A 13,917-nucleotide genomic window follows, 5' to 3' on the forward strand; every position below is an offset into this window, starting at 1 on the left:
TTGGGAAGAGGATTCTACTCAAGTTTGGGCTTCAGACCAAGTAGGAAGAGATCATCATTAATTAAAAGAAGATCTTTTTATTTAAAGATCTCTTTATTAGATCTTTTATTAGGATCGCGATCTTCTGTGGATAAGTGGATTTTCCATATAAAGATCATGATACTGTAAAGGATCATTTGCTGTGAATGATCCGTGATCCAAGTCAGTATAAGCTGGGATCTAAAAGCATAGTTATTCACAGCCACTCAATTGAAACTGAGTTATTAAATGGATAACTACGGGTTAACCCCTGCTTTTCAGATAAGTTATCCACAGTTGATCGTTATATTTTTAATCGGATCAGAGTAACTTTGACCACTCTTTGACCCATTCTTCGGAAGGATCCTCGGGAATTTCGTGCTGGATGATGTCTATTTCTAATCGATCTCCGATCCGTTTTGCACCGAGATCCTCCAATAAACGTTCTAGTGATCTTATAGCACCACAGAATGTGTCATATTCAGAACTGCCAATACCGACTGCTCCAAATGTCACGTTGCTTAGATCTGGCTGCTGTTGTGTGATCGTATCTGCCAGAGGCTGGAGATTTTCAGGTAAGTCCCCTGCTCCGTGTGTTGAAGTGACCACAAGCCACAGCCCTTCAAGAGGAAGATCATCCAATGAGGGACCATGAAGCACCTTTGTTGAAAAACCGTCATTTTCTAAGATCTCAGCCATATGTTCGGCGACGTATTCGGCGCTACCCATTGTGCTGCCGCTAATTAAGGTTATCGTGCTCATCATGATCCTTGTTAAATTAAAGAACAACGATTGTACGCTGTGAATCTATTGGGATCTACCTGTGGATAATGTGGTTAAACAATTTTCTGTTTTAAGGCTTTATTGTCCTTGTGATCGGGTTTTGCAGGGAGATCAAGGTTTCTGTTGATTGGATTTCGTCAATCGTCTGGATCTTGTTGATAAGTACGTCCTGGAGTGCTTCTATGGATCGACACATGACCTTAATGAAGATGCTGTAGTGCCCAGTGGTGTAATAAACTTCAACGACTTCATCAAGCATATCGAGTTTCTTCAATGCCGCCGGATAGTCTTTGGCGCTTTTCAATATGATGCCGATAAAGCAGCATACATCGAATCCCAATTGCTTGGCACTGATATCAACCCGAGTCCCCGTGATGATCCCTGACTGTTTCATTTTTTCTACGCGAACATGAATTGTTCCCGGGCTTACAGAGAATTTTTTGGCTAATTCTGCGTAAGGTGTACGTGCGTTTTCCATTAAAGCGTGAAGTATGTCACGGTCTAAATTATCGATCTGATAAATTTCTGCCATTTTTAACCCCTATTTTTGAATGATATTTATTTTTATAGTGTAAAAATTATCGATTATATATCTTATACAATATTTTTATTATCAGATATTGAATTTGTACCCCATTTTGTTGCTTAATCTATACCAACAGGACACAGGGTCACTAAAAAATTTTGAGAGTAGCATTATGAAAACATCCTTCATTGAAAAGCAGCAGCAGATTAGTTTTGTGAAATCATACTTTTCCCGTCTGCTAGAGAAACAACTTGGTTTAATCGAAGTTCAGGGACCTATCTTGAGCCGCCTTGGTGATGGTACTCAGGACAACTTGTCTGGCCATGAAAAAGCAGTACAGGTGAAAGTGAAAACATTGCCGGACGCAACGTTTGAAGTGGTTCATTCTCTGGCGAAGTGGAAGCGCAAGACATTAGGTCGCTTTGGTTTTCAAGCTGAACAAGGGTTATACACCCACATGAAGGCTCTGCGTCCTGATGAAGATTGCTTGACTCCTATCCATTCTGTCTTTGTTGATCAGTGGGATTGGGAAAAAACGATGGGTGAAGGTCAGCGTTCACTCGACTATTTAAAACAGACAGTAGGTAAAATCTACGAAGCAATAAAAGAAACACAACAAGCGGTAAGTAAGGAATTTGGTTTGGCACCGTTCCTGCCAGATCAAATTCACTTTATCCACAGTGAAGAGCTTCTGAAACGTTACCCTGATCTGGATGCTAAAGGTCGTGAGCGTGAGGCTGCCAAAGAGTTTGGTGCGATTTTCCTGATGGGCATTGGTGGTAAGTTGTCTGATAGTCAGGCACATGATGTCCGCGCCCCGGATTATGACGATTGGACTACACCAAACAGTGATGGTTTCTTTGGCCTGAACGGTGACATTATTGTTTGGAACCCGGTTTTGCAGGATGCTTTTGAAATTTCTTCAATGGGTATTCGTGTTGATGCAGAAGCTCTGCAACGTCAGCTTGCGCTGACTAGTGATGAAGATCGTCTGCAATATGATTGGCATCAGGCACTGATCAAAGGCGATATGCCACAATCCATCGGTGGTGGTATTGGGCAGTCACGTTTGGTGATGCTACTGCTGCAAATGTCACATATCGGTCAGGTTCAGTGCGGTGTTTGGTCACCAGAAATTATTGAATCAGTTGAAGGTGTGCTCTAAATTTTAATTTAGCCATCTTCTCTGTAAGCGGCTTGTAATCCCGGTATCAAAACGCCAGATATGATCGAAGATGCGCATGATACCGGGTTTTCCGTAATGGGAAAGGGAGACTGCATGGAAGCGGTGTTGTTGATGCTGTTGCAGATTTTTTATCTGATGGATTAGAGTGTCTGGCAAACGTTGGGCAATGAAATCTGAAATAACAACAGCATCAGCATCTTTCCAGATGTTTTCTTTCATTTTCTCAACCGTTGCATTCAAACAGGATGCCAAATCGGTTCCTCCCCTGAATGTTTGCCCCAGAAAATGCATTGCCTGAGTTAACCCATCCGGTGACGTCAAGTCATAGTGGATCAGCTCTGTCGAGAACAACATAATATGGCAGTGACGATTATCTGCCAGCGCAATACGCATCAATGCCAGACAAAATGCCTTCGCACATTGTTCATTAAATCCGCCCATTGAGCCCGAAGTATCGACGCAAACAATAAACGGTCCCCGTGGTTGTTCTTCATTGTGATGATGAGTAACAGGCCTTAATGTGGTTCTTAGCTGCCAGCTGTCCCCTTGTAAACGATAGGACAGTAATTTTTTCTCCACCAGCCGCCGATAAAATTCGTATTCCAACTCTTCAATGCCCAGCATGGCCATCTCAGTGGGTAACAGCCTTAAAATATCATCACTTTGTCGGATCCCGCTGACTTGTTCTGGTACGGTATCAGGCATTCTCTCGATCTGGGTGAATGGCTCGAGAACATAGCTTTCTTCAGGGATAGATTTAGCAGCTTGGCTACGGCCAAGTAATTGTGCCAGTTTTTCCAGTTCAGTCTGCTGTCTGAGAAAGTCAGCGTAGAGGGTAAATAATTGTGTATTGTGCGAAGTCAAGTGAAGCTGGCCTTTACTCATATCCCATAATCGACCTGTGGCGCGATCATTGTGATCAAATATAGGATCAAGATTACCGCTGAGGGTCAATCGCTTCTGGAGCTCTGCCAATAACTGCTCTTTTTCTTGTTCTAAGAGCGCATTATTAAATGTCGTTACCTGTAGGATCAGGCTGATGCGCCAGCGTTGAATAAACAGCATTTGCCCTGAATGCGGGTGCCCAGATAATGTTTTTAGCAGTGTGTCGGCTTCATTGGCAAAAGGTGATTCGAGTTGCTGAAGTTTTTCTACGATAGTCGGCAGCTCTTGATAAAAATTTGTCTTGTTGGCTGTCTGTAAGTGTTGGTATAACTGAAATTCCTCAGCCAATGAGGCTGGAATGAGAGTCTCTTTTATTTTTTGCTGCAATGTTTGCTGCCATGAGGGAAGATCTTTCAGCAATGCGTGTTTAAGTCTTGGGAACTTTTCAAAGAAAATAACCAATTGAGGAGTACTCAACAGTGTCAAAATGATCTCTTCGATCAACTCGCCTTCATTGATGGAAAGCAAGAGGTCGAGCGTGGTCAGCGTTAACATATCACTACCCCATTTTTGATCTCAATTGTTGCAGTTTTTCAGTTAATTGAAGAAAACTTTGCTCAATGCTGGCAAGCCAATGTTCTTCGATAAATAAACAAGGTTGGTGCTGACTGAATAACTGGTGTTGTTGTTGAATTTCATCGCGGATGGATATCAGCTTTTCATTCCACTCGGTATTGATTTTTCCTGACGTTGCCGATTTTTTCCCGGCTTGGCAGAGAACGGCGTTATTACGGCTGATATCCAGCACTTCAAGCTGATGCTTTTCGTTGATTTCCGCTGTGATGGTTTGCGGGAAACCAATGCTATTTAAGCGAGCGGACAGTTCCCTAATGTTATTTTTTAATGTGTTTTCCAATGATTTTTTATCTATTTCGATGAAATTGACTTCAATATCATGCAGATGTAATGAAGGATGCAAAAACAGTGTCAGTTTTTCATCTTTGATGTGCTCGGACAGAGAGTAAAGGATCTTACGGCCAAAGAGGGAAGTTTTGGTGATTAGCTGCAAGGGATGGTGGTCATTTTCATCTTGGTTGGATTGTACCCATTGCTGGTATAACTTCTCCATTTTCTGTATTAAGGCGTGTTGTTGATAGGCTTGTTCTGTCAATAAAGCATGCAGGAATTGAGGCAGAAGTTTTAAGGTGTTCAAGTCGTGCCACAGGCAATCTTTTAATAACACCATATCGAGCGGGGATATCTCGTTTCGTCCGCTGAAAAGGGCGCTGGCCTGCAATAAGCGGATGGATTTTTTCCAGCGGCGATCTGAAACGTCAGAAATATTTCCAGTAGCGTTTACTTGCTGGCGTAGTTGATAAACCAGCTCGAAGATATGATCTGGTAGGGATATATGGTTGATCTTGTCCTGCCATTGATGAAACTCGTCATCAGTGATCTGAATATGGGCTGGCACGGGATTGTCATTTTCATTGTTCCGATCAGTCAGTAAAGCCCGAAAATTTTTCTTCTCCTGAATTTTGTCTAGCCAGAGTCGGATCAACATACGATCGTAGAGTGCTTCTAGGCTGCTATCGGTATCAGGGAGCTCATTGGATGCGGTAACTAGCAAGCGCATTGGCAGGTGTTCTTCTTGATTACCATTTCTGAATTTTTTCTCATTGATAGCCGTCAATAGCGTATTCAGAATGGCGGGGCCTGCTTTCCAAATTTCATCCAGAAAAACAATTTCAGCTTCAGGCAAATAGCCTTCGGTAAGGCGTTGGTAACGTCCTTCGTCTTTGAGTGCTTGAATGGAAAGGGGGCCAAAGATCTCTTCGGGGGTGGAAAAACGGGTCATCAGATATTCAAAAGCGTGTGCATTTTGAAATGCAAACTTGAGCCTACGGGCGATAAGGCTTTTGGCTATTCCCGGCGGCCCAAGGAGAAAAACACTCTCCCCACATAATGCGGCTAGCAGACAGAGGCGAATGGCTTGTCGTCTTTCATATAAGCCACTTTCTAAATACTGACCTAACTGGGATATTTTCTCGACCAATTGCATATTATTTACACCATGGTTCGGATAGTTACCTCCCTTTATTTATAGATAAAATTCAATCTATGCAAAGATTTTGATGAGAGTTTATTGAGCGTCAGTGTTGTGTCTTAAAAAATCGATTCAGCTTAACTTATTCAATAAGTTAGTTTTTTCCCTTTATTTGTCTGTTCTCTAAACGTTTGCATAGCGATCACATTTTCGTATCGATCATGTTGTCTTTGATACCGAGCTTTATATTATGGCTCCTTAGCGAAACGATTCGCTAAGGAGTTAATAAAAAAATGAAAAAAGGCGTTTTATTAAATTCTGATATTTCAGCCGTTATTTCTCGTTTGGGGCATACGGATCAGATCACTATCAGTGATGCTGGATTACCTATCCCGTCATCTACCCAGCGAATTGACTTAGCGCTAACCCAGGGAACACCCGATCTGCTATCTGTGTTTGATGTGGTTGTTCAGGAAGTTCAAGTTGAAGCGGCCATTTTGGCCACTGAAATTATTGAACACAATCCTCAAATGCATAAGCAAATCATCAAGCGCATTGCTAATCTCGAAATACAACAGGGAAATGCAATTGCGATAAAGTATGTGAGTCATAGCATTCTGAAAGAGAAAACAGAGAAGAGTAAAGCGGTTATCCGTACAGGAGAATGTTCTCCGTATGCCAATATCCTCCTTTGCTCTGGTGTAACTTTCTGAGGTTATTATGGAGCCATTACTGGAGTTAAAGGGGGTTGATAAGGCTTTCCCTGGGGTAAAAGCCCTGTCTGGGGCAGCACTGCGTGTTTATCCTGGGAAAGTGATGGCGTTAGTCGGCGAAAACGGCGCTGGTAAATCCACGATGATGAAAGTGTTGACTGGCATCTATACAAAAGATGTCGGCACAATCCGTTATCTTGGGCTAGATGCGATTTTCTCTGGCCCCAAATCGTCTCAGGACGCAGGCATTGGCATTATTCATCAGGAATTGAACCTCATCCCCCAATTGACGATTGCTGAAAACATTTTTTTGGGGCGTGAATTCGTCAATAAACTGGGCATCATTAACTGGAAAAAGATGTATGAAGAAGCTGATAATTTGCTGAAGCGTTTAAATATCCGTTATAGCAGCCATCGGCTTGTATCTGAATTGTCCATCGGTGATCAGCAAATGGTGGAAATTGCCAAAGTGTTGAGCTTCCAATCCAAAGTCATCATCATGGATGAACCAACGGATGCTTTGACTGATACGGAAACAGAATCTTTGTTTCATGCCATACGGGAGCTGAAAGAGCAAGGATGTGGCATTGTCTATATTACTCATCGCTTGAAAGAGCTTTTTGAAATTTGTGATGATGTGACGGTATTGCGTGATGGGCAATTTATTGGTGAACACCCCATTAATGCTCTGAACGAGGAGCGATTGATCGAAATGATGGTGGGGCGCAAGCTTGGTGAGCAATATCCTCGTCTGGTTCTACCGCGTGGTAAAAAGCGGTTGGAGATTAGAAACCTGTCTGGCTCTGGGATCAAAAATGTCAGTTTTTCCCTGTATAGCGGGGAGATTTTGGGAATATCCGGTTTGATGGGCGCAGGTCGTACTGAATTGATGAAGGTTATATACGGGGCACTGCCGAAAACTGAAGGCCAGATCTTACTGGATGGAAAACCTCTGACTATCCGGAATCCACAAGAAGGGCTGGCTAACGGCATTGTCTATATCTCAGAAGATCGTAAGCGTGATGGATTAGTCTTAAGTATGTCGGTTAAAGAGAATATGTCCCTAACTTTTTTGCATTGTTTCAGTAAAAATTTCTATCGTTTGCATCATTTGGCAGAACAAAAAGCCGTTGCTGATTTTATCAAGTTATTCAATATCAAAACCCCCTCCATGGAACAGTCTATTAGTTTGCTTTCTGGTGGTAATCAACAAAAAGAGGCAATTGCCCGTGGGTTCATGACTTGTCCAAAAGTCTTAATTCTTGATGAGCCAACCAGAGGCGTAGATGTAGGGGCGAAGAAAGAGATCTATCAACTGATCAATCGGTTCAAAAAAGAAGGTTTGAGCATTATTTTGGTTTCTTCTGAGATGCTGGAAGTTATGGGAATGAGTGATCGTATTTTAGTGATGCACGAAGGTGGAATAAGTGGAGAATTCAGTGTGGATGATGTTTCTCAGGAAATGCTGATGGCCGCTGCGGTTGGTAAACAATACGGTGCAGCTTAAAAAATTAAGGATAATGGATATGAATTTTAATACAGCACTAACTTCCAAACATTGGTTTACCAAAACATGGTTGATGGAACAAAAATCACTTATTGCGTTATTAACCCTGATTGTGGTTGTTTCTTTCCTTAGCCCCAACTTTTTCACATTGAATAACCTCCTCAACATCCTTCAGCAAACATCTGTTAATGCCATTATGGCTGTGGGAATGACATTGGTGATCTTGACTTCGGGGATTGATTTATCTGTCGGTTCTCTGTTGGCACTGACAGGATCAATGGCGGCATCAATGGTAAGTAGTGATGTTAATGCATTGGTGGCTGTTGCCTGTGCATTAGCATTGGGGGCGGCTATTGGTGCGTGTACTGGCGTTATTGTTGCGAAAGGAAAAGTTCAGGCATTTATTGCAACATTGGTCATGATGCTGTTATTGCGCGGTATCACCCGTGTTTATACCGATGGTAGCCCGATCAATACAGGTTTCAGTGACAATGCGGATCTATTTGGCTGGTTCGGTATCGGCCGTCCATTGGGAGTACCGACTCCAGTCTGGATTATGCTGCTTACTTTTGTTGTTGCATGGTTCATTCTCTACCATACACGTCTTGGTCGTTATATTTATGCTTTAGGTGGAAACGAACTTGCAACACGTTTATCAGGTATTAACGTTGATAAAATAAAAATAATCGTTTATTCCCTATGTGGTTTATTGGCAGCATTGGCCAGCATTATCGAAGTGGCTCGATTATCTTCTGCTCAACCGATGGCAGGGAGTGGTTATGAGTTAGATGCTATTGCTGCTGTTGTACTGGGGGGAACCAGTCTGGCAGGAGGTAGGGGGCGGATTGTTGGCACGCTGATTGGTGCGCTGATTTTGGGCTTTTTAAACAATGGATTGAACTTATTAGGTATTTCTTCCAACTACCAGATGATAGTTAAGGCTGTTGTGATTTTACTGGCGATCTTGATTGATAACAAAACAAAAGTAGATAAGTAATCTCACCTGATAGGAAAAACAACATGAAAATGAAGAAGCTGGCAACCATTCTATCTGCTGTAGCATTGAGTGTGACTATGAGTGCTAATGCTTTGGCAAAGGATAGTATTGCATTGGTTATTTCAACCTTGAATAACCCCTTCTTTGTCACAATGAAAGATAGCGCTCAGAAAGAGGCTGATAAGCTGGGATATAACCTGATTGTGCTTGATTCTCAGGATAATCCGGCAAAAGAACTGGCTAACGTACAGGATTTGACGGTTCGTGGCATAAAATTGATGTTAATTAACCCAACCGATTCGGATGCCGTTGGTAATGCGGTGATCATGGCAAATAAGGCGAATATTCCTGTTATTACTCTTGACCGTTTAGCAAATAAGGGCAATGTGATCAGCTATATTGCTTCCGACAGCCGTTTAGGCGCCAAAATGGTTGCTGATTTTATCGCTGAAAAATTAGGTAATGATGTCAAAGTCATTCAACTGGAAGGTATTCCAGGAACTTCAGGTGCGCGTGAACGTGGTGAAGGTTTTGGTCAGGCAGCCCAAAAGCACAAATTCAATATGTTGGCCAGCCAGCCCGCTGACTATGATCGCACAAAGGGGATGAATGTCATGCAGAACCTGCTGACAGCTCATCCGTCAGTACAAGCCGTTTTCGCTCAAAATGATGAAATGGCTCTTGGTGCATTACGAGCGTTGCAGACAGCCGGTAAAGAAGATGTGTTGGTTGTCGGATTCGATGGCACTGACGATGCTCTTAAGGCTGTACAGAACGGTAAATTGGGGGCAACGATCGCACAGCGTCCAGATCAAATTAGTATCATCGGCGTTCAGACCGCGGACAAAGTGTTAAAAGGTGAAAAAGTTGACGCCACCATTCCGATTGAACTGGAATTAGTTGTTAAGAAATAATCAACATTATTCATGCAGGATTAAATGTAATGAGCATGGCAAAACTTGTGGTGATGGGTAGCATCAATGCAGATCACATATTGAATCTTGAGTTTTTTCCACAACCTGGGGAAACAGTGAAAGGAGAACAGTATCAGGTTGCATTCGGAGGCAAGGGAGCAAATCAGGCAGTCGCTGCCGGTCGTTGTGGTGCTGACATTACATTTATTGCTTGCGTTGGTCGGGATGATATCGGTGAGCGTATTTGCCAACAGTTGGTGAAAGATAAAATCAAGACTTCGTCAATTGAGGCTATTGAAGGTGAAACAACGGGAGTAGCTCTGATTTTTGTCAACCAGCAGGGTGAAAATGTCATTGGCATTAACGCAGGGGCAAATGGGGCGTTGACTCCGGATTATTTTCTTCGCCATCAGCAGGTGGTCAAAAATGCTGATGCGTTACTGTTGCAACTCGAAACACCACTGGAAACCGTACAACTGGCCGCTGAAACGGCCAACAAGCATCACACCAAAGTGATCCTGAATCCTGCTCCTGCGCAGAAAATATCAGCTCAGTTGCTTTCGCTGGTGGATATTATCACCCCTAATGAAACCGAAGCGGAATGCTTGACCGGCATTGCCGTAAAAGATGAGGTGGGAGCGGGGAAAGCGGCTCAGGCTTTACATGATAAAGGCGTCGAAACCGTCATTATCACACTGGGTAGCCGAGGTGTATGGCTAAGTGAGAAAGGTAAGGAAGGCAGAATCGTTCCCGGGTTTAAAGTGAAAGCAATCGATACGATTGCTGCGGGGGATACCTTTAATGGTGCCTTGGTAACAGGATTGCTGGAAGGTAAAGAGATGTTGTCGGCGATCCGCTTTGCTCATGCTGCGGCTGCGATTGCAGTGACACGTCATGGAGCGCAGCCAGCGGTTCCGTGGCGAAATGAAATTGATGCATTTCTATCTGAACAGGATTAACCGTGGCTACTATGAAGGACGTTGCCCGTCTTGCGGGCGTATCGACATCAACTGTTTCTCATGTGATTAATGACAATCGTTATGTCAGTGAGAGCGTGAAAAAGAGAGTCAATGCGGCGATTGAAGAACTGAACTATGCTCCATCTGCATTGGCAAGAAGTTTGAAAATCAAGCAAACCAAAACCATTGGTATGTTGGTGACAAGTAGTGATAACTCGTTTTATTCCGAAATCGTCAGAAGTGTAGAACGAAACTGTTACGAACGAGGATACAGTTTAATTCTGTGCAATACCGAAGGCAGCGTTACACGTATGCTACACAGTATGGAAACACTACTGCAAAAACGCGTTGATGGCCTTTTAATTATGAGTTCCGAACATAAATTGCTACCCAAAGACTTTCTATTGCGATATCCGCTAGTGCCAATAGTGACATTGGATTGGTCTCCTTTTGATGTTTCTAGTGATGTTATTAAAGATAATTCTTTGTTCGGAGGAGAATTGGCTACAACTTATCTGATTAATCGGGGTTTTCGCAAAATTGCCTGTATCGCAGGCTCACAGAATACACCTCCTGCCCGTCAGCGTCTGGCTGGATATCGAAAAGCAATGAGAGATGCTCGGCTTGAGATCCCTGATGGTTATGAAATCCACAGTGATTATGAATTTGCGGGGGGATTGTTATCAATGAAAAAACTCCTCCAATTACCTGAAATTCCCGAAGCGGTTTTTGCGGCAAATGATGCTATGGCGGTTGGTGTTTATCAGGCTTTATATCAGGCGGGGTTTGCTATTCCTAAAGATATTTCTGTCATTGGGTATGATGACATTGCTATAGCTTCCTATTTGACTCCTCCTCTGACGACAATTCATCAACCAAAAGATGAATTGGGTAAGTTAGCTATAGATATGTTGCTCTATCGAATGGATAACCCAGATAGTGAACCGAAACAATTAGTATTGATTCCGAAACTTATTGAGCGTGATTCTGTAGGTCAGCGTTGATAACATCATTTTTTAGGTTGCTTTTTTTTAACCAAATTGCTGCCATCCTCTTTATTTAAGAACAGAAAGATAAAAGCGGAAGCCAAAGTAATCGTACCTATTGTGATAAACGTATAGTGAAAGTGATCTACCGTAGAACCATAGCTCATTGACTCATAAAACCGAAGAACTGCGGCACTGACGGTTATCCCAAAACTAATGGACAACTGTTGAGTCACCGCTAGCAGACTATTACCAGAGCTGGCATTGTTATCATTCAGATCACCAAGGGTAATCGTATTCATTGCTGTAAACTGCGTAGACATCGCCATTCCCAATATAAACAGAGGGATTATCAAAAATACAACAGGAATCTCCGGTGTCTGTAGAGAGAATTGTGAAATCATCACACCAATGATAACCGTGACCCAAATGAGCGTGTTTCGATAGCCAAATCGGGTCAGTATCTTAGCCACAAAAGACTTGGCGAAAATTGAACCAATTGCGTTCGGTGCCATCATTATTCCTGCAATCACCGCTGAGTAACCAAATCCCACCTGTAGCATCAACGGAATAATAAATGAGAGCGAACCAGTACTTAATCGAGTTGCAAGATTGCTGGCGATACCGATTGAAAATGTGTGTGTCTGGAACAGCTGGAGATTAATGAGGGGATTCGGGTGTCTTTTCGCGTGGAAAATATACCCCAATAGTATAGTGATGCCGCTAGCTAACAAAGCCACGGGAATATAGCCAGAGAGTGAATTGTTACCAAATAAATCAAAGCTGACCGATATCATCACCAATCCCATACCAAACAGCATGAACCCCAGAAAATCAAAGGGACATTTGGGCATGGTTAAATTGGGCATATTCTTTCTGGCATAAATGATACCCAATAAACCGATGGGTATATTAATGATGAAGATCCAGTGCCATGTTGCATAAGTGACCAACAACCCGCCAAACATTGGGCCTAAAATCGGGCCCAGTAACCCTGGCATGGTGACAAAACTCAATATAGACAGCAGTTCACTGCGTGGATATGTCCGCAGTAAGGCCAAACGAGCCACAGGCATCATCATGGCTCCACCTATCCCTTGAATCACTCGGGATATGACTAAAAAAGAGAGATTGTGGGAAAGAGAACAAGCGAGGGAACCTAAAGAAAAGAGGGAAACGGCATAAATGAATACCCGCCGAGTACCAAACCTATCAGCTAACCAACCGCTAACGGGAATTAACATCGCCACAGTTAAGGTATAACTGACAATGGCTGGCTGCATTGCCAGTGGAGAATGATTAAGGCTTTTAGCAATTGCCGGTAGTGCGGTGTTAAGAATGGTTGCATCTAAAGACTGCATAAAAAAAGCCATGGCTGCAATCCAAGGCAATCCTGACATACTGCGTGCGGATTTAACCATTAGATATCCCGTTTATTTTTAATGGGCGATAGTTAGTTACTACACAACATTTTAATACATTAAACTATTTGCTGGTTATTAATACCTTTTGGCACTCTTCCAAAGCCTGTTGACTGTTACCGAGGATAATTGCATCAACAATCGCTTTATGAGCCTCTAAGCGAAAGATTTTGTCTGGAACAATCTCTTCAAAATAGTATTGGTATACGGGTTGGAACAAATTAACAAAAGAAATAAGAAATGGATTGCCGTAAGAGTGATAGATGGTGCAATGCAGCTGCTGATCCGTCTCTATCCACTTTTCACGATTAAATTGTTTAGCCAATAAGCACATCTCCTTAATTAATGAGAACACGGTTTGTTTTTGGGTGTGGGATGCGTTGATGGCGGCATAGAAGCAGGCTTGTGGCTCTATAATGAGGCGTAATGCTTGGAAATGTGTCATGACCTCATTAATATTATTGGGAGTCACCCACCACCTTAGCAAATCTTGATCAAGAAAGTTCCAGTGGCTGACAGGCATAATGTAAGTGCCTACCCTTGGCCGAGATAACAACATTCCTTTAGCGATTAAAATCTTTATTGCTTCCCGCACGGCCGTTCGACTGACATCAAAGAGTTTAGTCAATTCCATCTCACCAGGTAGAATACTTCCAGCGGTATATTCATCTGAAAGAATTCTTTGGCCGATTTGTTCAGCCAAAAGATAGGACAGATTCTTTTTTTCTACATTTTTCTGTTCTTTTAACTGCATGGGTACCAGCCCTTCCCTCTATTTCATACTTTATCCTACTGCATTGATTTAATAATTGTTGTCTATATCATCAGTTTTAGAACAATAAAAGAGCGCAGGTGCCGATTTTGTTGAAAAAAACCACGAACGGGGAAAAAATCGAAAAAAACTATTGCCAGTCTCAGAAAACTCCCTATAATGCGCCACCACTGACCGACGTTGAGCTGAGACACGCCGCGGCG

Annotated in this window: 13 protein-coding genes; 7 read left to right on the plus strand and 6 right to left on the minus strand. The window is 42.7% G+C overall.

Annotation, left to right across the window (positions count from 1 at the left end; all coding sequences use genetic code 11):
• Positions 1–339: 339 nt before the first annotated feature.
• Positions 340–780, minus strand: coding sequence for an FMN-binding protein MioC (mioC, locus tag H8A87_RS05235; RefSeq protein WP_198688931.1), 441 nt, complete (start codon positions 778–780; stop codon positions 340–342).
• Positions 781–871: 91 nt separating this feature from the next.
• Positions 872–1,333: a transcriptional regulator AsnC gene (gene asnC, locus H8A87_RS05240; protein ID WP_198688932.1), complete on the minus strand. Its 462-nt coding sequence runs from the start codon at positions 1,331–1,333 to the stop codon at positions 872–874.
• 166 nt (positions 1,334–1,499) lie between these two features.
• Here asnC and asnA point away from each other — a divergent pair, with 166 nt between their 5' ends.
• Positions 1,500–2,492 carry an aspartate--ammonia ligase gene (asnA, locus tag H8A87_RS05245; RefSeq protein ID WP_198688933.1) on the plus strand — a complete coding sequence of 331 codons (993 nt, stop codon included), beginning with the start codon at positions 1,500–1,502 and terminating at the stop codon, positions 2,490–2,492.
• 3 nt (positions 2,493–2,495) lie between these two features.
• On the opposite strand, the gene viaA is transcribed toward asnA, so the two are convergent.
• On the minus strand, positions 2,496–3,953 hold the full coding sequence (gene viaA / locus H8A87_RS05250; RefSeq protein ID WP_198688934.1) for an ATPase RavA stimulator ViaA: 1,458 nt from the start codon (positions 3,951–3,953) through the stop codon (positions 2,496–2,498).
• A 4-nt stretch (positions 3,954–3,957) separates the two neighbouring features.
• Positions 3,958–5,460 carry an ATPase RavA gene (ravA, locus tag H8A87_RS05255; protein WP_198688935.1) on the minus strand — a complete coding sequence of 501 codons (1,503 nt, stop codon included), beginning with the start codon at positions 5,458–5,460 and terminating at the stop codon, positions 3,958–3,960.
• A gap of 278 nt (positions 5,461–5,738) precedes the next feature.
• On the opposite strand from ravA, the gene rbsD reads away from it, so the two are divergent.
• From rbsD to rbsR, 6 genes are read left to right on the plus strand one after another with little or no spacing between them, the layout of a single operon-like run.
• A complete protein-coding gene (gene rbsD / locus H8A87_RS05260; RefSeq protein WP_198688936.1) occupies positions 5,739–6,158 on the plus strand; it encodes a D-ribose pyranase in 420 nt (139 codons plus the stop codon).
• Positions 6,159–6,165: 7 nt separating this feature from the next.
• Positions 6,166–7,665: a ribose ABC transporter ATP-binding protein RbsA gene (rbsA, locus tag H8A87_RS05265; RefSeq protein ID WP_198688937.1), complete on the plus strand. Its 1,500-nt coding sequence runs from the start codon at positions 6,166–6,168 to the stop codon at positions 7,663–7,665.
• 19 nt (positions 7,666–7,684) lie between these two features.
• Positions 7,685–8,662, plus strand: a complete 978-nt coding sequence (gene rbsC / locus H8A87_RS05270) for a ribose ABC transporter permease (RefSeq protein ID WP_198688938.1) — start codon at positions 7,685–7,687, stop codon at positions 8,660–8,662.
• Positions 8,663–8,685: 23 nt separating this feature from the next.
• The gene (rbsB, locus tag H8A87_RS05275) at positions 8,686–9,576 is read left to right on the plus strand and encodes a ribose ABC transporter substrate-binding protein RbsB (RefSeq protein WP_198688939.1); all 891 of its coding nucleotides are present in this window, start codon (positions 8,686–8,688) and stop codon (positions 9,574–9,576) included.
• 29 nt (positions 9,577–9,605) lie between these two features.
• Positions 9,606–10,535, plus strand: a complete 930-nt coding sequence (gene rbsK, locus H8A87_RS05280; protein WP_198688940.1) for a ribokinase — start codon at positions 9,606–9,608, stop codon at positions 10,533–10,535.
• Between the two features lie 2 nt (positions 10,536–10,537).
• On the plus strand, positions 10,538–11,539 hold the full coding sequence (rbsR, locus tag H8A87_RS05285; protein WP_198688941.1) for a ribose operon transcriptional repressor RbsR: 1,002 nt from the start codon (positions 10,538–10,540) through the stop codon (positions 11,537–11,539).
• A gap of 5 nt (positions 11,540–11,544) precedes the next feature.
• Here the strand turns inward: rbsR and mdtD are convergent, their stop codons facing one another.
• Positions 11,545–12,942, minus strand: coding sequence for a multidrug transporter subunit MdtD (gene mdtD, locus H8A87_RS05290; protein ID WP_198688942.1), 1,398 nt, complete (start codon positions 12,940–12,942; stop codon positions 11,545–11,547).
• A 64-nt stretch (positions 12,943–13,006) separates the two neighbouring features.
• A complete protein-coding gene (locus tag H8A87_RS05295) occupies positions 13,007–13,696 on the minus strand; it encodes a FadR/GntR family transcriptional regulator (RefSeq protein ID WP_198688943.1) in 690 nt (229 codons plus the stop codon).
• Positions 13,697–13,917 lie beyond the last annotated feature (221 nt).

This window comes from Xenorhabdus lircayensis, from assembly GCF_016306625.1.
GTDB lineage: Bacteria > Pseudomonadota > Gammaproteobacteria > Enterobacterales > Enterobacteriaceae > Xenorhabdus > Xenorhabdus lircayensis.

What these genes read in the sequence shown, in the direction of transcription:
- mioC (WP_198688931.1), bottom strand. Translation starts at nt 780, where the DNA reads ATGAGCACGATAACCTTAATTAGCGGCAGCACAATGGGTAGCGCCGAA.
- asnC (WP_198688932.1), bottom strand. Translation starts at nt 1,333, where the DNA reads ATGGCAGAAATTTATCAGATCGATAATTTAGACCGTGACATACTTCAC.
- asnA (WP_198688933.1), top strand. Translation starts at nt 1,500, where the DNA reads ATGAAAACATCCTTCATTGAAAAGCAGCAGCAGATTAGTTTTGTGAAA.
- viaA (WP_198688934.1), bottom strand. Translation starts at nt 3,953, where the DNA reads ATGTTAACGCTGACCACGCTCGACCTCTTGCTTTCCATCAATGAAGGC.
- ravA (WP_198688935.1), bottom strand. Translation starts at nt 5,460, where the DNA reads ATGCAATTGGTCGAGAAAATATCCCAGTTAGGTCAGTATTTAGAAAGT.
- rbsD (WP_198688936.1), top strand. Translation starts at nt 5,739, where the DNA reads ATGAAAAAAGGCGTTTTATTAAATTCTGATATTTCAGCCGTTATTTCT.
- rbsA (WP_198688937.1), top strand. Translation starts at nt 6,166, where the DNA reads ATGGAGCCATTACTGGAGTTAAAGGGGGTTGATAAGGCTTTCCCTGGG.
- rbsC (WP_198688938.1), top strand. Translation starts at nt 7,685, where the DNA reads ATGAATTTTAATACAGCACTAACTTCCAAACATTGGTTTACCAAAACA.
- rbsB (WP_198688939.1), top strand. Translation starts at nt 8,686, where the DNA reads ATGAAAATGAAGAAGCTGGCAACCATTCTATCTGCTGTAGCATTGAGT.
- rbsK (WP_198688940.1), top strand. Translation starts at nt 9,606, where the DNA reads ATGAGCATGGCAAAACTTGTGGTGATGGGTAGCATCAATGCAGATCAC.
- mdtD (WP_198688942.1), bottom strand. Translation starts at nt 12,942, where the DNA reads ATGGTTAAATCCGCACGCAGTATGTCAGGATTGCCTTGGATTGCAGCC.
- H8A87_RS05295 (WP_198688943.1), bottom strand. Translation starts at nt 13,696, where the DNA reads ATGCAGTTAAAAGAACAGAAAAATGTAGAAAAAAAGAATCTGTCCTAT.